The organism is Jatrophihabitans sp. GAS493 (assembly GCF_900230215.1).
In the GTDB taxonomy this organism is placed as follows: Bacteria; Actinomycetota; Actinomycetes; order Mycobacteriales; family Jatrophihabitantaceae; genus MT45.
On the sequence record NZ_LT907982.1, the window covers coordinates 1,275,792 to 1,299,909 of the forward strand.

Genomic DNA, 24,118 nt, shown 5'->3' on the forward strand with positions numbered 1-24,118 from the left:
GCTTCGCAACGGGTATTCCCCGCGTGCGCCCGGGGGAGTGCGTCAGTCGCCGAATGATCCGTGCCGGCCGGCACCCTCGGTGAACTTCGCGGCTCCTTGGATGGCCTCGGCGGCCGAGGCCATCCCGTGAACGAACTCGTTGGCCAGTGCCGCCGTGTTGTCGAGGCCGCTCTGTTCGAGAGCGGAGAGGCGATCGTTGCGTAGGCAGATCTGCGGGAAGCTGGCGAGCTTGCGGGCCAGTTGCTGCGCGGCCGCCAGTGCGGTCCCGCTCGGCACAACGCGGTTGACCAGCCCGATGTCGTGGGCCTCCGCAGCGCCGACCGCCCGTCCGGTGAGGATGAGGTCCATGGCTCGGGAGAGGCCGATCAGCCGTGGAAGATTGACTGTTCCACCGTCGACCAGTGGAACGCCCCAGCGGCGGCAGAAGACTCCCAGCACGGCGTCATCGTCGGCCACCCGCAGATCGGCCCAGAGGGCGAGTTCGAGGCCGCCGGCTACTGCATAGCCGTTGATGGCGGCGATGACCGGCTTGCCGAGACGCAGGCGGGCTAGGCCCATCGGCGCATCACCATCGGCAGCGACGCGGTTGACGTTCTCGGTGCTGACTGCCTTCAGGTCGGCGCCGGCGCAGAAGTTGCCGCCGATTCCATGCAGGACCGCTACCGCGGCCGTCTCATCAGAGTCGAACTGCCGAAACGCCGCCGCGAGCGCCTCGGCCGTCGGCCGATCGACCGCGTTACGCACCTCCGGCCGGTTGAGACTGATCGTGGTGACGGGGCCGTCCGTCTGGACGGTTACCGGCTCGGCAAGCATGCCGGAACTCCTTACTTGACGACATTGTGTTAGTTGATGACATTGTGTAACTGATGCATTGTGCCCAAATTTGTTGGACGTTCCGTCAATACTGTTGGTATGGATACGACCCTTCGAACCTACGCCACCGCGCGCGAAGCTGGGGCTAAGCGGCTCGGCGGCGGCAGTGTCGTCGGCAGTGTCGTCGGCAGTGTCGTCGGGAGTGTCGTCGGGAATGCCGGCTCGGCCGACGCTGGTTGCGGCGGGCGGTGGGTAGCCGCTCGGGCCGGTCGGTAGTCTCGGCGGATGCGCGTGCAGCAACTCTATGAACGGTCACTGCGGGTTCCGCTTGTCGGTCGCGCAGCCTTCTCGCTGGCAGCGGCGGCAAAGGCGCCGTACTTTCTCAGCATCGCACCCACCGTGCTCGAGTTGCGTCCGAACTACGCCGAGGTGCGGGTACGCAGCTGGTGGGGCACCCACAATCACATCGGCACCGTGCACGCCATCGCGGCGGCGAACGGCCTGGAGATGGCGATGGGCGTGCTGGCGGAGGCGACGATTCCTTCACATTTGCGGTGGATTCCCAAGGGAATGCAGCTGGACTACGTTGCCCTGTCGACCTCCTCTCTGACCGCAGTCGCGGAGACTTCACCGGAGGACTGGTTGGAGCCGGGCGAGGTACCGGTGCGTGTGCGGGCGGTGCGACGTGACGGTGTGACCACAGTCGAAGGCACGATCACGCTGCACACATCCCTTCGATAGCTCAGGTACGGCCGGATCACCGGCTCGTTAAGTTACAGCGCAACGGGCGCAGATCAGAGGGGTGCTGTGCTTGTCGGAGTGCTCCTCGATTCATTGCCGTCGTCGCGGTCCGCGCGGATAGGCGCAGAGTCGAGTGGTACGGCTGGTGGGTGGTGTTGGGTGTTTCGGGTGGGTTGTTGGGTCGGGTCGATCCAGGGTGGTGGGATCCAGTAGGGGATGCCGTCGTTGATGTAGACCTGCCAGCCCATTTTCTGGAACGTCCGGTGGTGGAATCCGCAGAGCAGGCAGGTGTTGGCGACTGCGGTGATGCCGCCGTCTTGCCAGGGTGTGACGTGGTGGGCCTGCGTCCAGGTCGCGGGCATGGTGCAGCCGGGGAAACAGCAGCCCCGGTCGCGGGCGAACAACGCCAGCCGCATCGTGGGGGTGGCGCAGCGTTTCGTTCGTCCGACGTCCAGCACTCCACCGGTGCGGCTCAGGGTCGTGGTGATGATTTCGGTCTGATCAGCTAAGCCCAGCGCCTCGTCCACCGAGATCAGGTCCCCGTGCGGGGTGCACGCGTAACCCTCGCCGGTCCGCAGTTGCTCGTCGCTCATAGTGATCAGCAGCGTCGTCGGCACCCCGCCGCTGGGTGGGAGTCCACCGTCGGCCAGCAGCCGGAGGGAGGAGTCCAGCAACGCGTCATGACGGCGTTGCGCCGGGGTCCGGGAGTCACGTTCCACCACCCCGTCACCGACACCGCCGCTGTCGCCGGCCGCGCCGCCCGTCGTGCCGGTCTGGCCGGCACCGGCATCGGTGTCGCTGGCCGGGGCGGGGGTCGCGGGGGTGGGTGCGCTGAGACAGTCGAGGACAGCTTCCAACGCAGCGCCGCAGGCCGGGGTCAGCGCCCCGGTCGGGATGACCATCCCATCCTGGCGCCGGGCCAACGTGAACCCCCGGTTCTGCTGCTGACGGGTGTCAGACGGTGCGGTGCCGTCAGGGTCGAGATGGGCCACGATCCGGGTGGCGAGTTTCGCGAGGTCTCGGGGGGTGAACCAGCGGGCCTGGGCCACCAGCTCGGCCTGGACCCGGGCCCCGTGGGCGAAGTCCAGGTCCTCGCTCAACCCGTCCAGCGTGGTGGTGATGACCTTCGCATGCCCGGGCGAGATCACCCCCGTCTTCTGCGCGGCCGCGGTCTCACCGAACACCGGTTCCAGTTGTTCCCCGGTCAGACCGGTCCGCGGACCGAGGTCCTGCGCCGCTCTGACCCGGGCCTTCGCCTCCCCTGGATCGACCCGCAACACCCCCACCAACAACGCCTGCGGGGACGCGAACCCATATTCACCGGCCAGTCCTCGTCCCATCACCGCCGACAGCAGCAGATGCTCCACCGCGACCTCCCGGCGGCGGTGCGTCTCCCAGCCTTGCAGCAGTTCCAGCAGCTCCGTGGAGGTCAGCGACGGCAACGGGGCGTCGAGCAGGGTGTCGAGCGCCGCCGTGACCGCCGCGAACAGGGCAGCCACTTTCGGTGATGCGTCGACTTCAGGCCCTCCAACCATGCCCCCGACACTACTCGAACACGTGAGCGATGACAACCGGAATCATCAATAAAACTAAGGTGATTCGCACAATCAAAGAAGGCTGGAGTGGTCCCGCCGCGAACCTACAACACCCCACCGACAATCGGCGATGGTTGTCCACAGGAGGTTCGAATGAGACGTGGATCGGACCGAGACTCCGCTCATCACGGGCTGCATCGCGGCGACGGAAACTGCGGCGACGGAAACTGCGGTGTCGGGAACGGAGCGACGAGAAGCCGGGAGTCGAGGAAGCCGTGGGGCGAAGTAGCCGTGGTGCCGAAGTAGCCGTGGTGCCGAGTACGACGGTCAACGAGGAGCCCACGTAGCGATCAGGATCGATCCCAATAGGCGTCCAACCCGATGCGTTGCCGGACGGCACCTTGCCGGACGGCACCTGCCCGACACCGCTTTGTCCGACGGCCTTGTCCGACGGCCTTGTCCGACCAACCAGGCAGGATAGGGCTGTGATGGACAGGTGATCTCGGTAGCGGCGAGCGAGCTGCTCCCCGCCTTGCAGTCGGCAGAGATTCGCCGTGGGGACCTGATCGCGCTCAGCATCGCCGTGGGGCGCGGTCTCGGAATCGCCGTGACCAATGCCGACGGCAAGCCGCAGCAGTGGAGCGTCGCCGCTGACCCCTTACCGGGAAGTTCATCCGTCACCGGCCAGCCCAACTTGATCAACCTCGTTGCCGCAATTGAGGCTGCACTCCGCCCGCGCTGGGTCTGGTGGTCTATCGAGACTCCCGAGGCATTGGTCCGGGCCGGCCTGCGGGTCGCGACCTGCTGGGACGTCGCCGCCGTCCATCGCCTGCTCTTCGGCGGTTGGCAAGCCGACCCGGCCCTCGTCTGGGCCACGCTACGGGACCTCGATCTCAGTGCGATCCCGGAGCTCGGCCAGTTAAGCCTCTTAGCCGGAGTGGCTGACCAGGAGGCCGACGGCGGTGACCGGGAGACCCCGACCCGCCCGGACGGCTACCTCCGGCCGGAGTGGGCCGGCGGCGGTTGGGCCACGACCCCAGCCAGACTGGCCGCCTGGAGCGCCTGCGCGCTCCAAGCAGCGATCCAGCAGAGAACGCGCCTGGAGAACCTGCACACCGGCGGCGACGCGCTGGCTACGGCACGGTCGGAGTCGGCCGCTGAGCTGCTCTGCGCCGAGCTCGCCACCGATGGTCTGCCGGTCGACCGGCGACGCGCCGAGGAATTGATCGCGGCGGCGGCCGGCAACCGCCCGACCGACACCGCCGAGGAGCTGGCGATCCGAGCCCGTCGCGACCGGGGGGTACTGCAGCACGTGAGAAGCGGCAGCGAGGAGACCGACCTCCGAAACCCGGCCCAGGTCCGCCGGATGCTGGCCGAGACCGGAATCGACGTACCGGACACCCGGTCCTGGCGCCTGCAGCCCTTCGTCGGTGCGCACCCGGTTGTCGAGGCACTGCTGGCCTGGCGCAAGAACGAGCGGATCGCGACCACTTACGGCTACCGCTGGCTGGACACCAATGTCGGCCCCGACGATCGGCTCCGGGGTGCCTGGTCCGGTTGTGACGGAGCGGCCGGCCGGATGACGGCCCAGGCCGGGCTGCACAACCTCCCGGCCGAGCTCCGTCCGGCGATCGCCGCGGAGGCCGGATACGTCTTCGTCCGAGCCGACCTCGGGCAGATCGAGCCGCGGGTGCTGGCCGCCGTGTCGGGTGACTCGGCGCTCATCCGGGCCAGCGACGAGGACGACCTCTACGCGCCGGTTGCGGCCCGCCTCGGCGTCGAGCGACCGGTGGCCAAGGTGGCGATCCTGGCCGCGATGTACGGGCAGACCTCCGGGGTGGCCGGTGAGGCGTTGAAGGGCATGGAGTCGGCCTACCCGGTCGCGATGCGCTACCTGCGCGCGGCGAGCGACGCCGGCAAGGCCGGGCGTCCGGTGCGAACCTACGGCGGCCGGCTGGTTCGCATCGGGGCTCCGCCGACCGGCCTGCCGGAGGCCCAGCTGCGCGCGGCATTGGCCGCCCGTGGCCGATTCGCCCGCAACGCCGTCGTTCAAGGCGCGGCCGCTGAGTTCTTCAAGGCCTGGGCGGTAACCCTGCGGGCGCGGGCGGCGCCCCTCGGCGCCCGGATCGTGCTCTGCCTGCATGACGAGCTGCTCGTACACACCCCGATCGAGCAGGGCAGCGCGGTCGCCGACCTGCTCGTCAGCTGCCTGGCCGAGACCGCCTCGCGCTTCAAACCCGATCGGCCGGTGCGCTTCGTGGCCGACGTCAGCATCGTGAACCGCTGGTCTGAGGCCAAGGAGACGGCGCCAAAAGCGGCCGTCGACCCACCGCTGAACGAATAGTGCGCCGCGTCACTCGGGCAATTCCGGTTTCAAGTTGACGTCGAATAGTTTCCAAGGAAACATTCTTCTTGTTGGTACCGGGGGGTACAGCAACACAACGCAGTGGAGTAACAGCAGTCGAGAGGATCGGGGGATCCAAACGGCTGTGGCGGTCGGCGCAGTTCCAACGGTCCTCTGGGGGGATCACGACGCTGACAGACCAGCTCGGGGGAGCCGGTCAGGCAAATTACATACAATGCGTTATGCAGCAGCGACGCGGCGTCGGGCTACGATCTTCGTAGCCCGGAGCCGCGTTTCTGCGTAAAAGTCGCCATGTTTGCTGGCCTGTCACCTGACAGGCGACTATAGGGTCATCACTACTTCACATCTATTCGGATGTTGTGTCATGCTTATGCAGCGATCGAAGAGAAGCACCCCCGAGCGGATCGACGATCGAGATTCATGTGAGTGTCATCGCGGATTCCCCCGAGTCCGACAGACAGTCTCTTTGCAGAAGTCGTTCAAGCAACGTTGAGGGCACCCCCGAGCCCCCAGCCTGAACGATCAAAACTGAAAAGCAGTACGAGACGCACGCCGTCCGGGAACCCCCAGTCCTGGAAAGCGTGCGTTTCGCTATTTCGGCATACTGAAAGTCATGGCGCTGCAGACCGAACCGAAGGTGCGCGCCGTCACCCTTCGTTCCATCGCACCGTCGGCGTTTCTGCCGGCTCTGGTCTACGAGATCGGCAACGGGGCGATCGCCCCGGTCATCGCCCTCACGGCACTCGACGTCGGCGCCTCGGCCGGGATCGCGGCCTTCATGCTGGCGCTACTGGGCATCGGACAGATCCTGGGCGACGTCCCAGCCGCCGCGCTGGCTGACCGCGTCGGCGATCGTCGGGCGATGGTGCTCGCCGCCGGGGTCGCAGTGCTGGCGCTGACCGCCTGCTTCTTCGCCAACTCGCTGGCCATCCTCGGCCCGGCGCTCATCGTTATCGGAGCCTCGAACTCGACCTTCTATCTGGCCCGGCAGTCCTACCTCACTGAGGTCGTCCCCATCTCACTGCGCGCCCGCGCCATGTCCACCCTCGGCGGTTCGCACCGCATCGGCCTGTTCATCGGTCCGTTCATCGGTGCTCTGGCCATCAGCGTCGGCGGTCTGCGGGCGGCCTATCTGGTCGCCATCGTCGCCGTCACCTCGGCCGCGGTGCTGCTGATGGTGATCCCGGACGTCGATCCGCTGCCCGATCAACCCGTCGCCGTGCGGGGTGCGGTCAGCTCCTGGTCGATGCTCAAGACCTACCATCATCTCTTCGCCACGCTGGGCATCGCGGTGCTGTCGGTGGGCGCGGTACGGGCCGCCCGCCAGACCGTGCTGCCGCTCTGGGCCGAACACCTCGGCCTGAGCCCGGAGCAGACGAGTCTGATGTTCGGAGTCGCCAGTGCGGTCGACATGGCGCTCTTCTACCCCTCGGGGAAGGTGATGGATCGCTATGGACGTTTGGCGATCGCGCTCCCGTCGATGGTGATTCTCGGCGGCGCGATGATCTGCATCCCGCTCACCGACGGGTTCGTCTCACTGACCGCGGTGGCTATGGTGATGAGCTTCGGCAACGGGATCGGCTCCGGGATCATGATGACCCTCGGCGCGGACGTCGCCCCGGCCGACAGTCGCACCCGCTTCCTGGCCGTCTGGCGCCTCTTCAGCGATTCCGGCAACGCCGCCGGGCCGGTGATCGTCTCGATCGTGGCGACCGCCGCGACGCTGGCGGTCGGGATCTCCACGGTCGGTGGCGTCGGTCTCATCGCGGCCGCGGCCCTCGCCCGCTGGGTCCCCCGATACTCGGCCTACGCAACTCCGGCCTCGACCCGAGCCCTCCGCGCCGGCGCCGCAGACCCGGGCCCGAGCCAGCCGGGCGGCGGCTCAGACGAAGATCGAGTGAAGCATGGGTGAACGTAGGGCGAAACGGCCGGTCCGCGCCTGATCGCCTCCATACGATGGCGGCATGCTCCGCCGGATCTGCCTGCTCGCGCTCGTCGTCGCCGCCGGACCGCTAGCCGGATGCAGCGGGAAGAAGGCGGCCGACGCCGGACGCCCGCCGATCACGGTCAACGTCTCCGTCGGGGAGTGCGGTAGCGGTTGGAGCGATCCCCAGCCGGGGCCGCAGCAGTTCCTGCTGCACAACACCGACACCCGGGCCGGCGAGGTGCTCCTCACCGACGCGAAGTCGGGAGCCGTCTTCGCCGACGTCGAGCCGGTCGGCCCGGGCACCAGCACCGCGCTGAACATCGATCTCGGGTCGGGCGGGTACGCCTTCCGCTGCGCGATGGAGGACGAGTCGACGGTCACCGGAGCGACGGTCACCGTCCCGGGCGACGTGAAGCGACCAGTCGAGCCGGTGGCCGCGGTGGCTCAGGGGGATCTCATCGAGGCGACCAAGGGCTACGAGCAGTACGTCAGTGGTCAGTTGCCGAAGCTGATCTCGTTGACCGATGCGCTGGCCGCGGACATCGCGCGCGGTAATCTGCCGGCCGCCCGGGCCGCCTGGCTGTCGGCCCACCTGGAGTACGAGCGGCTCGGTGCCGCCTATGGGGCCTTCGGCGATCTCGACGCGGCGATCAACGGCTTGCCGAACGGGCTGTCGAAGGGCACCGCCGATCCGGATTGGACCGGCTTCCACCGTCTGGAGTTCGGACTCTGGCACGCCGCCACCGCCGCCTCGCTGAACCCGACGGCGACCAGACTGCGCAGTGACGTCGACGAACTGCGGCAGACCTTCGCCGCGGCCCAGATCGATCCGCTGGAGTTGTCGATCCGTGCACACGAGATCACCGAGAACGCGCTGCAGTTCGAGCTGACCGGCGAGACCGACTTCGGCAGCGGTTCGACCCTGGCCACTGTGGCGGCCAACCTGGAAGGGACGGCCACCGTGCTGCAGATCATCCGCCCGCTGCTGGTGCCCCGTTACCGGCAGCTGTCGACCCTCACCGCCGCGCTCGCCGCGTCGGCCCGTGACGTCACACAGCTGCGGGATGGGACCGGCTGGCCGCCGCTCGGCGCGCTCTCGACGCCCCAGCGTGAGCTCGTCGACTCCGACCTCAGCCAGCTCAGCGAGCTGTTGGCCCCGGTCGCCTCCATCCTCGAGCCCCGGCGCCCGTCATGAGCATCGAGCGCAGACAGTTCCTGCAAGGGGCCGTGGTGGCGTTGGGTGGCGCGGCGGCCGGCGTGGTCGGAAGGGACGTGCTGACCCCCCAGCCGGCGGCGGCCGAGACGAGCTCGACTCAGCCCGCCGATCGCAGCATCGCCTTTCACGGGGCCAATCAGGCCGGCATCCTCACTGAGCGGCAGTCGCACGCGGCCTTCGTCTCCTTCGACGTCACCGCTCGCAACCGGAGCGAACTCACCGCCCTGATGCAGACCCTGACCGAGCGGGCCCGCTTCCTCACCGTCGGCGGCACCCCGCCCAACCTGGGGATATCCGCGCCGCCGTCGGACTCCGGGCTGCTGGGCCCGACGGTCCCGCCCGGCGGGCTGACGGTCACCGTCGCGCTCGGCTCGGGGATCTTCGGCGAACGCTTCGGCCTCACGGGCAAGAAGCCGGCCCGGCTGCGTCCGATGGACACCTTCGCCAACGACAACCTCGATCCGGCCCGCAGCGACGGTGACGTGCTGCTGCAACTATGCGCCGATGAGCGGGACACCGTGTTGCATGCGCTGCGCGACATCACCCGGCACACCCGCGGTGGTCTGCAGCCGCGGTGGCGGACGGACGGCTTCAACGCGCCGCCCCGTCCCAGCGGAACACCCAGGAATCTGCTGGGATTCAGGGACGGCACGGTCAACCCGAAGGTCACCGACGATGCCGAGATGCGCAGGCTCGTCTGGGTGCAATCCGGCGGTGCCGAGCCCGCCTGGACTGCCGGCGGCAGCTACCAGGTGGTTCGCCTGATCAGGATGCTCACCGAATTCTGGGACCGGGTCACCATCTCCGAGCAGGAGCGGATGATCGGCCGCCGGCGCGACAGTGGTGCGCCGCTATCGGGAAACGTCGAGACGGATACGCCGGATTACAGCGACGACCCGCTCGGTTCGACTACGCCACTCGACGCGCACATCCGGGTCGCCAACCCGCACACCGCGGCGACCGACTCGAGCCGGCTGCTGCGCCGCGGCTACAACTACGACAGCGGTATCGACAGCAACGGCAATCTCGACATGGGACTGATCTTCAGTTGCTTCCAGCAGGATCTCGATCGGCAGTTCGTCGCGGTCCAGAAGCGACTGGCCGACGAGCCGCTGGTCGACTACATCTCGCCGGTCGGCGGCGGCTACTTCTTCGCGCTCCCCGGCGTCCGCGATGCCAACGACTGGTACGCCCGCGGGCTGCTCGGCGGCTGACCAGGTTAGGTCAGCCTAATTAGTTAGCCCGGCTAAGGGACGACTTTTGCGAAGGATTCACCCGTCGTTCACCGGATGGACGGGCAGACGACGACTGTCGGCGCGAGGGTCGATACGTCCCCAGCTTGGGCTTCATCGAACCGTTGTTCACCGAGAGGAATTGACGTGCCGATCCATCTAACGCGCCGCCGGGCGCTGGCCACGGTTGGTCTCGTCGCTGCGACCGCGACCGCTCTGGTCGTCTCGAGCACTGTGCCGTCCTCGGCGCATCCGCAGCGACCGACCCCGAACCGCTCCGCCCAGACGGCGAGCCCGATCAAGCATGTCGTCGTCTTCTACGACGAGAACGTCTCCTACGACCACTACTTCGGCACCTACCCGAAGGCCGCCAACACCGACGGCACGAAGTTCGTCGCCACCACCCATACCCCGAAGAACAACAACCTGTTGACCTCGGGTGCGCTGACCAGCAACCCGAACCTGTACTACCCGACGCGGCTGACCGCCGACCAGGCGCTGACCTGCGACCAGAACCACAGCTACCTGCCCGAGCAGAAGGCCGAGAACGGCGGCCAGATGGACAAGTTCGTGCAGAACGTGAGCGTCGACAGCTGCACCGGCGAGTACGGCGCTCCGGGCCTGTCGATGGACTACTACGACGGCAACACCGTCACCGGGATGTGGAACTACGCGCAGCAGTACGCGATGTCCGACGCCTCCTTCGACGCCACCTTCGGCCCGTCCACCCCGGGTGCGCTGAACCTGATCTCCGGCCAGACGCACGGCTTCCGCGAGGTCGACTCGGTCACCGGCCAGCAGGTCGCGACGCCAGGCACCTACACGCTGGCCGCGCCGGACAAGAACGGCGTCGGGACGGTCGTCAACGACCCCGACCCAGCCTTCGACGACTGCTCGGACAGCAACCACACCTCGACCAACACGCTGGCCGCGGCCACCGGCCAGAACATCGGTGACCTGCTGAACCAGCGTGGGGTGACCTGGGGTTGGTTCCAGGGTGGTTTCGCGCCGACTTCGCCGGCCAGCCCGACTCAGACCTACTCGGTCTGCGGGGCGAAGAGCACGAACATCGGCGGGGCCTCGGTGAACGACTACAGCCCGCACCACAACCCGTTCGCCTACTACGCCTCGACCTCGAACCCGCACCACCTGCCGCCGTCGTCGGTGCAGAACATCGGCAAGACCGACCAGGCCAACCACAACTACGACATCAGCTACTTCGACAAGGCGCTGAACCAGGGTTCACTCCCGGCGGTCAGCTACCTGAAGGCGCCGGAGGCCCAGGATGGGCACGCTGGCTACTCCGACCCGATCGACGAGCAGCACTTCCTGGTCAGCGAGATCAACGCGATCCAGAAGTCGAAGTACTGGGACAGCACCGCGATCGTCATCGCCTACGACGACTCGGACGGCTGGTATGACCACGTCGCCCCGAAGATCACCAACTCGTCGAAGACCGCCATCGACGACACGATCTGCACCCAGTCGACGGCTAAGCAGGCCGGTGACTACGCCGATCGCTGCGGGCCGAGCCAGCGCCTGCCGCTGCTGGTCATCTCGCCGTACGCCAAGACGAACTACATCGGCCACTCGGTCGTCACCCAGCCGTCGGTGCTGAAGTTCATCGAGGACAACTGGTTTACCGGGCGGGTCGGTGACTCCTCCTTCGATGCGATGGCGGGCAACCTGAACAACCTCTTCAACTTCACCGAGTCCAACAACAAGCGGGTCATTCTCAAGCCGGACGGGTCGGTCAAGTCGATCACCCCGATCCGTGGTGGCCACGTCCGCTCGACGAGCTGAACGGCCTCGTCCCCTACGCTCGACCTGACACCGTGGGCCCCGGCAGCGACTTGCCGGGGCCCACGGTAGTTGAGCGCCTCAGCTTTCGTGCTTGAGCGAGGGCCAGACCGCGCCCCAACCGCCGATCGGATCGCGGCAGACGGCGATCGGTTCACCCTGCTCCTCGTTATCGACGTTCACTCGGTCGTCCAGACGGGACGCGATGACGCACGACCGAAAGAGCCGCTTCGCCTTCGCCGCCTCGCCGCCGACGAAGATCACCACACGCGCCGACGCCGGTGGAATAGCCTGGAAATACAGCTGATTGTGCGCGCTGTAGACCTTCGGTAGTGAGGAACGGGCGCCGTATCGCGCTACCGCTCCGGCCTCCCCGTAGTTGCTGGCGACGATGATCGTGTGGGCGGCGTCGGCCGGCGGGAGCGCCGCATCGACGGCCGCGATCTCCGCGACGTAGGTCGGCCAGCCCACCGAGTCCCGGGCCACCTGATTGATTCCCGGCACCGGTGTCGAACCCAGCGTCGAGAGGGCGATAACCGGCAGACCCAGCAGAACGCTGACGATGCTGTTCACGAGGATCGCCGCCGAGACCAGTGTGCCGCGCAACCGTACCCCGTGTGCCCACCGTTCGGTGGGTACGCAGCCGACGGCGAAGATCACCGCCAGCAGCCCGAACGTGTAGTAGAACTGCGACCCCATCGCGAAGACGAGGGCGACCAGTACCGGTAGCGCGACCGCGATGAATCGAAGCGGTCTCCACTCCGCGCGCCGGAACAGGCTCGCCAGGCCGGCGATCCAGATCGGCACCAGCGGCGGTCCGAGCATGATGAACAGGAACGGCACCACCAGCACGTGCACGTCGCCGGAGTTGTCGGCGGCCAGGGCCCGTCCCATACTCAGCTGCGGCCAGTCATGGGTGGCTTGGTAGACGAGGTTGGGCAGACCGATCAGCAGGCCCAGTCCGGCGGCGGCCAGTACCGGTCGTGACCAGAGCAGCCGCCGTGGACCGACCAGCAGGAGTGCCGCGACGAGAGCCAAGATCAGCACGGCTACCAGCAATTTGTTGTACATGCTCACGCCGACCACCGCCCCCGCGGCCAGCCACCAGTTCGGCTGTGCGCGGAGTAGGGCGCGAATGACGAAGAGCAGCACGGCCGGCCAGACCGGCAGATCCACCGTCGAGGTGAGCAGGGCGTGGCCCATGATCAGTGGAATGGCCGCGAACGAGTAACCCCAGGCGCAGATGCTCTGGGCGATCCGGCCACCACCCAGCTCGCGGGTGACCAGCACGAGCACGTACACCGACAGCACGGTGGCCGCCGTTGCCGGGATCCGCAGGGCCCACACCTGATCGCTGAGCTGGGAGAAGACGCGGGCCACTAACGGGGTGAACGGTGGCTCGTCCAGATACCCCCACCCGGGGTGCAGCATCCGGAAGTAGAGCTCGTCGCGGTGGTAGCCGTAGCCGTTGCTCACGGCCGTCAGCACCACCGCGAGTGTGCCCATCGCCCCGAAGACCGGGGCACGGGCCACAGCGGGCAGCGCAGGCGCCATGCCTGAGGTTAGAACACCGCGCTGCGCAGCTGCAGGTGCGCAGCCAGACGCTCGTCGGGATCGCCGAGGTTCAACCGCAGTTGCTCGCCGGCCTTCCGCAGTCGATAGCGGGCCGTGGTCGGGTGAATCCCCAGTTCCGTCGCACAGGCCACCACATCCGAGCCCAGGTCGAGGAAACAGAGCAGGGTCTGAGCGAGGAGTGGCTGGTCGCGGGTCAGTGTGGCCAACTGCGTGTCGGAGAGTTCCTCGGCCGCCTGAGCGGCCGAGGCGACGCGTTCGATGAGGAGTCGGGAGCGGACCTGATCGAAGCGAGTGAGCGCGCCGGCGACGTTCGTCGCCGAGTCCAGGGCCAGATCGGCGCCGCGCCGCGAGTGGGGCACCTGGGCAACCCCGGCGACGACCGGCCCAAGCGCCGCGCGCAGCGAACCGCCTTCTAACCGTTGGGCGTCGAGCAGCGCACTGCGCAGCCCGTCGGCGACTTCGTCGGTCGCAGTGACGTCGGGGAGCAGCAGGTAGAGCCGCCCGTCGGCCGGCGCGACCACGGCCCGGCTTCGCAGCGCAGCGGCATGCACGCGCAGCAACTTCCCGACCGCGCCCGTCCAGCGGGCGCCCTGCGCGGCGTCGACCGCGTCGTCGTCCAGGGCGAACCCGGCGACGACGCAGTCCAGCGCCGCCAGCCGTGTTGACCATCCGAGAAAGGAGGGTGATCGTCCGGCGAGGACGGCGGCGAAACGGCTCTCCACATCCGCCACCGGCGAGGCGTCGGCGCGGGCCGGTGGCGCCAGGGTGAGATCCGCCGCCGCCACCCGGGCCGCTCCGATCAACGCCGTCGCCGCGTAGCCGCCGAAGTCGGTTGAGCCCTGCTGCACCCAGATGGTCCCCAACTGCTCGGCTCCGGCGAAGACGCCGATGGCCAGCCGGCGCCGAATTCCGGAGGTCGGGTCCTCGGCCACCTCCACGACCTGATCCGGCACGCCCAGACGGTCATACACGCCGAGCTCGCGTAGCAGCGCCAGATAGGCGGCCGGCCCGCTGCGGCCAAGAATGGAGAGGCGGCGGAGTTCGTCGACCTCCTCACCGGATACGGAGTAGGCCAGTACTCGGGCCTGCATGTCCTCGATGGTCACCAGGCCGCCGGTGAGGGTGGCCAGAGTCTGGGCCAGTCCAGCCAGTTCGTCGTCGCCCCGCAGCCGGCTCGGGGGGCTGATGAGGGTGCTCAATTCGGCGTGTAGGGCACTCCAGCTGCGATCGGCGGCGAGTTGCCAGAGCGCAATGCCGGCCTCGGCCGCGGCGGAGGCGGCGGGTCGCAGGCCGAGGCGTCCACCGGCGCGCAGCACCACCAATGACGCTCCCCGCTCGGCCGCTGCCAGGACCAACTCGGCACCGGCATGGTCATGTGCACCGACGCCGAGCACGGCCGCCTCGGCCAGTCGCTCGCCGCCGGGTGGGGGTGGATCCTCAGCGGCCACGATCGCCACCGAACTGAGCCGCGAGCTACCGGGCTCGACCACCACGCTCACCAATCCCGGGCTCAACCGGACGAAGACCTCGTCCAGCGAGATGCTCGTATCCGAGGAAACCATCTGCTCAGACTATCGGAAACAAGCATCGTACGGGGACGCGAGGAGAATAGGATCGAGGTATCTGTTCCCCCGACCAGTCAAGCGGTAGGAGCTATTCCCGTGGACGCCATCACGAAGTTCCCCATCCCCCAGAACGAGCCGGTGCGCACCTATGCGCCAGGCTCCTCCGAGCGGGCCGAACTCACTCAGAAGCTGGTCGAACTGGCCGCCGCGCCGGCGGAGTTCGCCTGCACGATCGGCGGCCGAAGCCGGATGGGTGGTGGAGCGCGAGGCAAGGTGGTGCAGCCACACAGCCACCGGGCCGTCCTCGGTGAGTACGCCGAAGCCACCGCCCAGGACACCACTGATGCGATCCAGGCCGCACTCGCCGCCGCGCCGGCCTGGCGGGCGATGCCCTATGCCGAGCGGGCTGCGATCTTCCTACGGGCGGCCGACCTGCTGGCCGGTCCGTGGCGCTCGACCCTGAACGCGGCCACGATGCTCGGGCAGTCGAAGACGGCGATCCAGGCCGAGATCGATTCGGCCTGCGAACTCATCGACTTCTGGCGCTTCAACGTCGCCTTCGGTGCGCAGCTGCAGACCCAGCAGCCGGAGTCGGCGCCGGGCATCTTCAACCGCCTGGACCACCGCCCGCTGGAGGGCTTCGTCTACGCCATCACGCCCTTCAACTTCACCGCGATCGCCGCCAACCTGCCGACCGCCCCGGCCTTGATGGGCAACGTGGTGATCTGGAAGCCCTCGGAGACCCAGCTCGCCTCCGCCTGCCTCACCATGCGACTGCTGGAGGAGGCCGGTCTGCCGGCTGGTGTGATCAACCTGCTCACCGGGGACGGGCGCGCCGTCTCCGAGGTCGCACTGGCCCACCCCGACCTGGCGGCGATTCACTTCACCGGCTCCACCGCCACCTTCAAGCACCTCTGGCAGCAGGTGGGTGAGAACCTCTCGACTTACCGCACCTATCCCCGTCTGGTCGGGGAGACCGGCGGCAAGGATTTCGTGCTGGCCCACTCGTCGGCGGACCCGAAGGTGCTACTCGCCTCGCTCGTCCGGGGTGCCTTCGAATACCAGGGGCAGAAGTGCTCGGCCGCATCGCGGGCCTACCTGCCGGACTCGCTCTGGGACGGGCTGCAGTCGCGGCTGGTCGAGACGGTCGAGTCGCTGACCGTCGGCGACGTGCGTGACCTCTCGAACTTCATGGGTGCGGTGATCGACCGGCGGGCCTTCGATCGCCTCGCGGGTGTGCTGGACCGGGCCAAGAACGATCCGGCCATTGAGATCCTGGCCGGCGGAAGTGCCGATGACAGCGAGGGGTTCTTCGTCCGTCCGACGCTGCTGCTCTGCTCCGACCCGTCGCATGAGATCTTCCGTGACGAGTTCTTCGGACCCATCCTGGCGATCCACGTCTATGACGACTCGGCCCCCGATGCCTTCGCGGCGATCCTCGATACGGTCGACGGCGCCTCGCAGTACGGCCTCACCGGTGCGGTGATCGCCCGCGATCGAGCAGCAATTCTCGAGGCGTCCGAGCGGCTGCGCTTCACCGCGGGCAACTTCTACATCAACGACAAGCCCACCGGTGCCGTCGTCGGGCAGCAGCCCTTCGGCGGCGGTCGCGGGTCAGGGACCAACGACAAGGCCGGGTCAATCCTGAACCTGCAGCGTTGGGTCTCGCCGCGCACGATCAAGGAGACGTTCGTGACGCCAACCGAGATCACGCACCCGCACCAGCTCCCCGACGCCGCCGAATAGAGCTAGAAACATGGCTATTCAGCGGGAACTGCTCCTCAAGGCGGCCCGGTCGCCGATGCTGCGCACCCGGGCCGAGCGCTCGCGGGTGGCCCGCCCGGTGGTGCAGCGCTTCGTCGCCGGCCAGAGTCAGCTCGAAGCCAGTGCGGCCGTCGCCAAGCTGCTGAGCGACGGGCTGCTGGTCACGCTCGACTATCTGGGCGAGGACACCACCACCGCGGATCAGGCGGCGACAACCGTGGCCGCCTATCGCTCGATGCTGGCCGCGCTGGCCGACTCCGGTTTCGCGGATCGAGCCGAAGTGTCAGTAAAACTAAGTGCAATCGGCCAGTCGCTGCCCGCTGGCGACGGCGAGAAGATCGCGCTGGACGGCGCTCGGCAGATCTGCGAGGCGGCCGCAGCCGCCGGCACCACGGTGACCCTCGACATGGAGGATCACACCACCACTGACTCCACGCTGAGCATCGTGCAGGAGCTGCGGGCCGACTTTCCCTGGGTCGGCGCGGTGCTGCAGGCTTACCTGAAGCGGACCCTCGGTGACTGCCAGGACCTGGCTGTCACCGGATCGCGGATCCGTCTCTGCAAGGGCGCCTACGCCGAGCCCGAGTCGGTTGCCTACCGGGGCGACGCGGTCGAGGACTCCTACCGGCGCTGCTTGAATGTGCTGCTCGGTGGCAAGGGTTATCCCATGATCGCCTCGCATGACCCGGCCATGATCGCCGTCGCCCGTCGGCTGGCGCTGACCCACCAGCGCACTCCCGACAGCTACGAATTTCAGATGCTCTACGGGATCCGCCCCGAGGAGCAGTTGGCCATCGCGGCCGGCGGCAACCGGATGCGGGTCTACGTCCCCTACGGCGATGAGTGGTACGGCTATTTCATGCGTCGGCTGGCCGAGCGGCCGGCGAATCTGGCCTTCTTCCTGAGATCGCTGACCTCCCGCAGCTGATCGTCAGCCCCCGGTTCGGCGACTATTAGTTTTCTCCGCAACTACCCCTTGCGCGCAGGTGTGCACCTAGTGTGTTGTATGAGAGTGCAATAACACTCCAATCTGCACGGGAAATGGGGATATATGTCGGGAATGACACAGCTACGCAGGGCCTCCTGCGCTGCTCTGGGGCTGGCGTCGGCTGCGGTGGCGTTGACCGTCGCCGCGCCGTCGGCCAGTGCGACGGCCGATCCGCCGCACCTGGTCATCTGCAATTCGGCCACCATCTACTCGAACTGGAACAGCGCCACCGGAAAACACAGCAGCCAGGTCCTCGGCACTGTGTTGAAGGGCTGGCACGTCGGTTTCACCGAGGGGAAGAACCCGGTCTTCAACGGCTTCTGGGCTGAGGTCTTCGCCTATAACGTGGCCGGTGGCGTCTGGGGCGTCATGGAGTACAACTGCATGGCGCACTCATGATGGGCACCCGCGCCGGAGGGCGCGCGTTGGTCGTCGCTTCGCTGACTTCGGTGGCCCTGGGGACGAGCCTGCTCTTCGGTGCGGCGACGGCCTCAGCGGTCGGCGACGGCACGAAGCAGCAGGTCTGCAGCGACACGCTCTACCTGCGCACGACTGCATCCCAGACGGGACCAGCCCAGGGCACCCTCCACAAGGGCGATCACGTTCTGGTGCACTCGCACGCCGGTAACGACATGCTGTACGTCTTCGCCTACGGCCAGCTCAACCGCAACGGCTATGTCCGTGACGGTCATTTCTGCTGATCGCCCGATGCGCTGACGCGTGAGCACGACGGCGCTGTCGGTCGGTCGGTTCTGGCCGGCCGGCAGCGTCTGTCAGCGTCTGCCCGCGGAGGGCTGAGGGCGGCCTATCGCCCGGAGAGCTTGGCCACGAACACGTAGCGATCGCCGCGGTACCAGCTGCGGACCCACTCGATGGGTTTCCCATCGGCGTCGAAGCTGTGCCGCCCGAGGACCAGCATCGGAGCACCGGTGTCGGTGTGTAGCAGTTCGGCCTCGCGTGGGGACGCGGCCGCCGTCTCGATCGTCTCCTCGGCTTCGACCGGCTGGCAACCGTAGACCTCGGAGAGGACGCGGTAGAGAGAGGCGGTCTTGCGCAGTTGCTTGATGAGGCCGGGGAAGCGGGCCGCGGAGAGGTAGGAGGTCTCGACCGCCATTGGGGTGTCATCCACCAGGCGCAGTCGCTCGATGCAGTAGGTGGCCGCGCCGGCCCTGATCGAGAGCTTGCCGGCGATGTCCTCGCTCGCCTTCTCGCGCACCGATTCCAGCAGTTGGGTGGCGGCGGAGTGGCCGGTGGCCGCGGCCTGATCGGTGAAACTCGTCATCCGCAGCGGCCAGGTGATCTTTGGCTCGGCGACGTAGGTCCCCGACCCCTGACGGCGCACCAGCCGTCCCTCGCCCACCAGTTCCCCCAGTGCCTGCCGGACGGTGGTGCGAGAGGTGCCGAGTTCAGCGGTGAGCAGGCGCTCGGTGGGAACCAGGCTACCCGGCGGGAGAGTGTCGATCAGTTCGAGGAGGTGACGCTTGACCAAGTAATACTTGGGCTCACGTGGATCGCTCTCACTGCTCATCAGAACCACTCTCCCTCCCTTACCCTTCGTCGGCCGCGGATCGTAGTTTCTCATGAGTCGTGGTCCGGGAGATGTTGACAACCGGATTCCAGACGAGACACTATCAAAGTTGTCTAGTCCATTTCTCCTTCGGAGTGAAGTTTTGTCGATTGACCCGCAGCTTCGCCGCCTCGCGCTGTCGAGTCTCATGCTCGGTTTTGTCGGCCCGACGCCACCGGAATGGTTGCTCGCCGCATTGGCCGATGGCCTGGGGGGAGTCGTCCTCTTCGGCTCCAATCTGGGCGACGGCCGGGAGGTTCGCCGGCTCACCGACTCCATGCGGGCCGCGGCCGGTCATGAGATTCTCATCAGCCTCGACGAGGAGGGCGGTGAGGTCACCCGGCTGGATACCCAGCGGGGCAGCGCCTCCCCGGGGGCGGCGGCACTCGGTCAGCTCGATGACCCGGCGATGACCGAGGCGGTCTACGCCGAGATCGGTTGGCGGTTGGTCGAGGCGGGCATTGACATGAACCTGGCGCCGGTGGCCGATGTGAACACCGACCCGCTGAATCCGGTGATCGGGCTGCGCTCCTTCAGTTGCGATCCGCAGGTGGCGGCCCGGCACGTCGCCGCCGCCGTTCGTGGGCTGCAGGGCGCCGGAGTAGCGGCCTGTGTGAAGCATTTCCCGGGCCACGGTGCGACCCGGGCCGACTCCCATCACGGTGTTGCCGTCCTCGACCGCAGCCGGGCCCAGATCGAGGCCGTCGAGCTGGAGCCGTTCCGCGCGGCGATCGCGGCCGGCGCTATGTCGATCATGACCGGGCATCTGGTCGTCCCCGCACTGGACGGGTTGGTGGCGACGGTGAGCCCGGCGATCACGACCGGGCTGCTGCGCGGGGAACTCGGCTTCGCCGGGACCATCTTCACCGATGCGCTCGAGATGAAGGCGATCTCGCAGACCATCGGGATGGTCGAGGGCTTCGTCCAGGCGCTCATCGCCGGGGCGGATTCGATCGAGACCGGAGCCCTGGACTACCCGGAGCTGCTGTCCGAGATCCCGGCCGCGGTGCAGCGGGCCGTCACGGAGGGGCGGTTGAGCGAGCAGCGCCTGCGCGACGCCGCCGAACGCACCCAACGCCTCACCGGCAGCCGCCGGAGGGGTGCGCCGGCGGTTCTGACCCTGGCCGAGCGGGCGCTGCTGGCGCCGGCCGCGGCATCGGCATCGGAGAGGAGCATTGAGATCATGGGTGAGCTTCCGGTGCTGGAGCGTCCGCTGGTGGTCGAATGTGCGACTCCGGCCGGCATGGCCTCCGGTGCGCTCCCGTGGTCACTGGCCGAGCCGCTGGCCGAACTGCTCCCCGGTAGCGAGGTGCTGCGGGTTTCGAGTGCGCCTGATGTGCCCGCGATCCTGAGCCGATCTCAGGGCCGCGGCCTGGTCGTGCTGGTGCGCGACCCGGCCCGAGCCGAGTGGCAACGGCCGCTCATCGAAGCCACTCAGCGCCACCCGGCCGCCGTCATCGTCGACGCCGGCTGGCCCGAGCAACTCGCGGTGAGTACGCCGGTGATCAGGACGCGAGGGGTCGCCCCCGGGCTCATGGCCGCGGCCGCCGCCGCGCTGGCGGCACCGTATGCCAGCACGACACAGATTCAGGAGACGTCAGTATGACCAACAGCTCGCTCTCGCCCACCGCCACGCCGCAGCAGCCCGCCACGCCGCAGCAGACCGCCACGCCGCAGCAGCCCGCCACGCCGCAGCAGCCCGCCGGGTCGCTGATGGCGGCTGAGGTGGCCGAACAGCCGGCCGTGCTGCGCCGAATCCTGACCGACGGAGTCGCCGAGATCGCCGAGGTAGCGGCCGAGATCGGTCGGGTCGCACCTCGATTCGTCCTCTTCGCCGCCCGCGGCACCAGTGACCACGCAGCGCTCTACGCCAAGTACCTCACCGAGATCCGCCTCGGCCGGCCGGCTGGCCTGGCCTCTCCGTCCTCGACCACCGTCTACGGCGCCCGTCCCGACCTCAGCGATGTGCTGTATGTGGCGGTGAGCCAGTCCGGCGGCTCGCCCGACCTCGTCGACTCGGTCGCCGCCGCCCGCGAGTGTGGGGCGATGACCGTCGCGGTGACCAACAACCCGTCCTCGCCGCTGGCCGCCGCCGCGTTGCGTCATATCGATGTGCGGGCCGGCGCGGAGCTGGCGGTGGCGGCCACCAAGACCTATAGCGCTGAACTGCTGGCCCTCTTCCTCCTCCTCGGCGGCCCGAAGGCCGCGGCCGAGGCGGCTGGACTGGCCGACGCGGCCGAGGAGACACTGGCCGACCCAGCACCGCTGGAGGCGGCGGCGCGTTACCGTTACGCCGACCGGCTGGTCACCACCGCCCGGGGCTACTCGTATCCGACGGCCCGGGAGGCCGCCCTGAAGCTGATGGAGACGAGCTACCTGAGCGCGCAGGCCTTCTCCGGCGCCGATCTACTGCACGGCCCGCTGGCCATGCTGGACTCGGGCGTGCCGGTTATCGCCGTGGTCTCGCCCGGACGGGGTGGCGCGGCGATGGCCCCGGTGATCGAACGTCTCAACCAATCCGGCAGTGACGTCTTGCAGGTCGGAAGTAGCGCCGGGCTGCCCATCGCCTCCGCCGGGCTGGCCGAGGAACTGCTGCCGATTCTGGAGATCCTGCCGCTGCAGCGACTGGCCTGGCGGCTGGCGCTGGACCGCGGCGAGAACCCGGACCGTCCCCGGGGTCTGGCGAAGGTGACCCAGACGTGGTGAACGAGCTGGACCTGCTCCCCACCGAGGAGGTCATCGAGTTGCTGCTGCAGGCCGAAACGCGGGTGGTACCGGCCGTCCGCGCCGCCATCCCGGGCCTAACGGCCGGGGCGGCGCGCATCGCGGATCGGCTCAATGCCGGCGGCCGGTTGATCTTCGTCGGGGCCGGAACGTCCGGGCGGATCGCCGTCGCCGAGGCGGCCGAACTCCCCGGAACCTTCGGGCTGGAACGAAGCCGGGTGCTGGCCCGGGTGGCCGGAGGTGCCGCGAGCACCGATGACGACGAGGATGACCTCGAGCTGGTCAGTCGCGATCTGGCCGAGTTGGCTCTCTCCGGACGGGACACCGTCATCGCCGTGGCGGCCAGCGGTGCCACCCCCTACACCCTCGAGGTGGCGCAGGCGGGGGTGGCGGCCGAGGCGGAGGTGATCGCCGTCGTCACCGTGGCCGGTTCACCGCTGGCCCGGTTGGCTGAAGTGAATGGCGGTGTCGCGATCGAAGCGGTGGTCGGTGAGGAGGTGCTGCGCGGCTCCACCCGGCTGACCGCCGGTACGGCTCAGAAGGTCGCCCTGAACGCGCTCACGACGGCGGCGATGGTCCGCTTCGGGCGGGTGCACGGTGATCTCATGATCGACGTGGTGGCGGCCAACGCGAAACTGAAGCTGCGCTCGGCCGCGATCGTCGCCGAGATAGCCGGATCCTCGTTGGAGGAGGCACAGCAGGCTCTTTCCGACTGCTCAGGTAGCGCGCGGGCGGCAGTATTGGTACTGGTCACCGGTCTGGCACCAGAGCAGGCCGTCGCGCGATCGCAGGCGCACCCCTCGCTGCGGGAGTTGCTCGCTCCCTAGCGATCTCGAACTGGTAACGGTCCTCGATCGGGTATCACTTTGCTCTTGACAGGAAAATTGGTCTAGCCCAATACTTTCAATCGTCTACACCAATCGGTTGATTGGTGTGAAACAGGAACATCCGAATCCAAGTGGAGGCAAGGTTGAAGCGCAAACTAGCGGGGAGAATCGTCCTATTGACGACCGCGGCGACGGTGGCCATTGCGGCCACTGCCTGCAGCTCCAGCAAGTCGTCGGACACCAAGTCCGACGCGGGCACGCTCAGCACCGATGGCAAGGGCAAGACGATCAACGTCTGGCTGCAGAGTGACGCGCAGAAGGGCTGGCCCGAGGTCGTCACCCAGGCCACCCAGCGATTCGAGGCCGCCACCGGGGCCAAGGTGAACGTGCAGTGGCAGCAGTGGTCCAACTACACCACCAAGCTCGACTCCACCTTCGCCGGCAGCAGCGGCGTCCCGGACGTCGTCGAGCTGGGCAACACGCAGACCTCCTCCTACATCGCGGCTGGGGCCTTCACCGACCTCACCGCCAGCAAGGGTGACTTCGAGAACTCGGCCACCTGGCTGCAGGGTCTGGCCGAGTCCGGAACGTCATCGGACGGCAAGCTCAGCGCGATCCCGTACTACGCCGGTAGTCGCGTCGTGATCTACCGCAAGGACCTCTGGACGAAGGCCGGCATCACGGCGGTGCCGACGACGATCAGCGAGCTCAACGCCGATCTCGACAAGGTGAAGGCGGCCAACGCCGCCGACCCGAACTTCTCGGCCTTCTACATGCCGGGCAAGTACTGGTACGCGGCGATGTCGTTCGTCTACGGCGCCGGTGGCACCATCGCCGACCAGTCCGGCGGTAAGTGGAGCGGCCAGCTGGAGAGCGACAAGGCACAGACCGGTCTCGCCGAGTGGCAGACGCTGGCCACCAAGTACTCCGTCGGCGGGGCGACCAAGGACGAGTCGGACCAGGACGCGATCATGGCCCAGGGTCACGTCAGCGCCATCGTCGGCAATGGCTGGGAACTGGGTTCGGTCACCGACCCGAAGACCGGCAACCCGAAGCTGGCCGCCGACCTCTCGACCTTCCCGATGCCCGGCACCGCGGCCGGCAACTACACGCCGTCCTTCCTCGGCGGATCGGACCTCGCCGTCCCGGCCAAGGCACCGAACGCCGGCCTCGGCGCGGAGTGGGTCAAGTACTTCACCGACAACACCAGCCAGACCGCGCTGGCGAAGTACGCGATCCCGAACACCACCTCGCTGCTCAGCGTCTACGAGGGCCAGGGGCAGGCCAACCAGTCCACCGGTGAAGCCGCGAAGAACACCTGGTTCGTTCCCAACACGCCGAACTGGGCGAATGTTGAGAGCGGAAACGTGCTGCAGAACATGCTGGAGTCGATCGCGACCGGGCACGCTACGCCGGCCGACGCGGCCAAGTCGGCCGATACTCAGATTGCGACGACACTGAACGCAACCAGCTGAGTTA

At 67.9% G+C, this 24,118-nt stretch carries 20 protein-coding genes; 15 read left to right on the forward strand and 5 right to left on the reverse strand.

The features are described 5' to 3' along the window. Positions 1–42 precede the first annotated feature (42 nt). A complete protein-coding gene (locus tag CPH63_RS05830; RefSeq protein ID WP_096301976.1) occupies positions 43–813 on the reverse strand; it encodes a crotonase/enoyl-CoA hydratase family protein in 771 nt (256 codons plus the stop codon). Positions 814–912: 99 nt separating this feature from the next. Here CPH63_RS05830 and CPH63_RS22110 point away from each other — a divergent pair, with 99 nt between their 5' ends. After that, positions 913–1,089: a hypothetical protein gene (locus CPH63_RS22110; protein ID WP_157749314.1), complete on the forward strand. Its 177-nt coding sequence runs from the start codon at positions 913–915 to the stop codon at positions 1,087–1,089. A 9-nt stretch (positions 1,090–1,098) separates the two neighbouring features. Next, positions 1,099–1,554 carry a hotdog fold domain-containing protein gene (locus CPH63_RS05835; RefSeq protein ID WP_096301977.1) on the forward strand — a complete coding sequence of 152 codons (456 nt, stop codon included), beginning with the start codon at positions 1,099–1,101 and terminating at the stop codon, positions 1,552–1,554. 53 nt (positions 1,555–1,607) lie between these two features. On the opposite strand, the gene CPH63_RS05840 is transcribed toward CPH63_RS05835, so the two are convergent. Continuing rightward, the gene (locus tag CPH63_RS05840; protein WP_096301978.1) at positions 1,608–3,089 is read right to left on the reverse strand and encodes an HNH endonuclease signature motif containing protein; all 1,482 of its coding nucleotides are present in this window, start codon (positions 3,087–3,089) and stop codon (positions 1,608–1,610) included. Positions 3,090–3,585: 496 nt separating this feature from the next. On the opposite strand from CPH63_RS05840, the gene CPH63_RS05845 reads away from it, so the two are divergent. The 5 genes from CPH63_RS05845 to CPH63_RS05865 all read left to right on the forward strand — a co-directional run bounded on the left by CPH63_RS05845 (position 3,586) and on the right by CPH63_RS05865 (position 11,632). Further along, a complete protein-coding gene (locus tag CPH63_RS05845; protein WP_096301979.1) occupies positions 3,586–5,433 on the forward strand; it encodes a DNA polymerase in 1,848 nt (615 codons plus the stop codon). Positions 5,434–6,067: 634 nt separating this feature from the next. Further along, on the forward strand, positions 6,068–7,366 hold the full coding sequence (locus tag CPH63_RS05850) for an MFS transporter (RefSeq protein WP_096301980.1): 1,299 nt from the start codon (positions 6,068–6,070) through the stop codon (positions 7,364–7,366). A 52-nt stretch (positions 7,367–7,418) separates the two neighbouring features. Beyond that, positions 7,419–8,576, forward strand: a complete 1,158-nt coding sequence (locus tag CPH63_RS05855; protein ID WP_096301981.1) for an EfeM/EfeO family lipoprotein — start codon at positions 7,419–7,421, stop codon at positions 8,574–8,576. Then, positions 8,573–9,811 carry an iron uptake transporter deferrochelatase/peroxidase subunit gene (efeB, locus tag CPH63_RS05860; RefSeq protein ID WP_096301982.1) on the forward strand — a complete coding sequence of 413 codons (1,239 nt, stop codon included), beginning with the start codon at positions 8,573–8,575 and terminating at the stop codon, positions 9,809–9,811. The genes CPH63_RS05855 and efeB overlap by 4 nt, the downstream gene beginning before the upstream one ends. 165 nt (positions 9,812–9,976) lie before the next feature. Beyond that, positions 9,977–11,632, forward strand: coding sequence for a phospholipase C (locus tag CPH63_RS05865; protein WP_206745650.1), 1,656 nt, complete (start codon positions 9,977–9,979; stop codon positions 11,630–11,632). Positions 11,633–11,710: 78 nt separating this feature from the next. Here CPH63_RS05865 and CPH63_RS05870 read toward each other — a convergent pair whose 3' ends face one another. Both CPH63_RS05870 and CPH63_RS05875 read right to left on the reverse strand, forming a co-directional pair. Then, entirely contained in the window at positions 11,711–13,183 is a 1,473-nt protein-coding gene (locus CPH63_RS05870; protein ID WP_096301984.1) for a glycosyltransferase family 39 protein, read from the reverse strand. Between the two features lie 8 nt (positions 13,184–13,191). Further along, on the reverse strand, positions 13,192–14,766 hold the full coding sequence (locus CPH63_RS05875; protein ID WP_096301985.1) for a PucR family transcriptional regulator: 1,575 nt from the start codon (positions 14,764–14,766) through the stop codon (positions 13,192–13,194). A gap of 99 nt (positions 14,767–14,865) precedes the next feature. Here CPH63_RS05875 and pruA point away from each other — a divergent pair, with 99 nt between their 5' ends. The 4 genes from pruA (at position 14,866) to CPH63_RS05895 (ending at position 18,222) form a co-directional block, all read left to right on the forward strand. Continuing rightward, positions 14,866–16,515 carry an L-glutamate gamma-semialdehyde dehydrogenase gene (gene pruA, locus CPH63_RS05880; RefSeq protein ID WP_096301986.1) on the forward strand — a complete coding sequence of 550 codons (1,650 nt, stop codon included), beginning with the start codon at positions 14,866–14,868 and terminating at the stop codon, positions 16,513–16,515. A 16-nt stretch (positions 16,516–16,531) separates the two neighbouring features. Further along, on the forward strand, positions 16,532–17,461 hold the full coding sequence (locus tag CPH63_RS05885) for a proline dehydrogenase family protein (RefSeq protein WP_197704692.1): 930 nt from the start codon (positions 16,532–16,534) through the stop codon (positions 17,459–17,461). A gap of 132 nt (positions 17,462–17,593) precedes the next feature. Continuing rightward, positions 17,594–17,920, forward strand: a complete 327-nt coding sequence (locus CPH63_RS05890) for a hypothetical protein (protein ID WP_157749315.1) — start codon at positions 17,594–17,596, stop codon at positions 17,918–17,920. Further along, complete coding sequence (locus CPH63_RS05895) at positions 17,917–18,222, forward strand: hypothetical protein (RefSeq protein WP_157749316.1); 306 nt, start codon at positions 17,917–17,919, stop codon at positions 18,220–18,222. The genes CPH63_RS05890 and CPH63_RS05895 overlap by 4 nt, the downstream gene beginning before the upstream one ends. Positions 18,223–18,326: 104 nt before the next feature. Here the strand turns inward: CPH63_RS05895 and CPH63_RS05900 are convergent, their stop codons facing one another. Next, on the reverse strand, positions 18,327–19,049 hold the full coding sequence (locus CPH63_RS05900; RefSeq protein WP_096304975.1) for a GntR family transcriptional regulator: 723 nt from the start codon (positions 19,047–19,049) through the stop codon (positions 18,327–18,329). A 142-nt stretch (positions 19,050–19,191) separates the two neighbouring features. Here CPH63_RS05900 and CPH63_RS05905 point away from each other — a divergent pair, with 142 nt between their 5' ends. From CPH63_RS05905 to CPH63_RS05920, 4 genes are all read left to right on the forward strand, one after another. Beyond that, on the forward strand, positions 19,192–20,694 hold the full coding sequence (locus tag CPH63_RS05905) for a glycoside hydrolase family 3 protein (RefSeq protein ID WP_157749317.1): 1,503 nt from the start codon (positions 19,192–19,194) through the stop codon (positions 20,692–20,694). A 107-nt stretch (positions 20,695–20,801) separates the two neighbouring features. After that, positions 20,802–21,794 (forward strand): SIS domain-containing protein, encoded by a 993-nt coding sequence (locus tag CPH63_RS05910; protein WP_371364875.1) that lies wholly within the window; start codon positions 20,802–20,804, stop codon positions 21,792–21,794. Continuing rightward, on the forward strand, positions 21,788–22,639 hold the full coding sequence (locus CPH63_RS05915; RefSeq protein ID WP_157749318.1) for an N-acetylmuramic acid 6-phosphate etherase: 852 nt from the start codon (positions 21,788–21,790) through the stop codon (positions 22,637–22,639). The genes CPH63_RS05910 and CPH63_RS05915 overlap by 7 nt, the downstream gene beginning before the upstream one ends. A 176-nt stretch (positions 22,640–22,815) precedes the next feature. After that, entirely contained in the window at positions 22,816–24,114 is a 1,299-nt protein-coding gene (locus tag CPH63_RS05920) for an extracellular solute-binding protein (protein WP_197704594.1), read from the forward strand. The last annotated feature ends 4 nt before the right edge of the window (positions 24,115–24,118 follow it).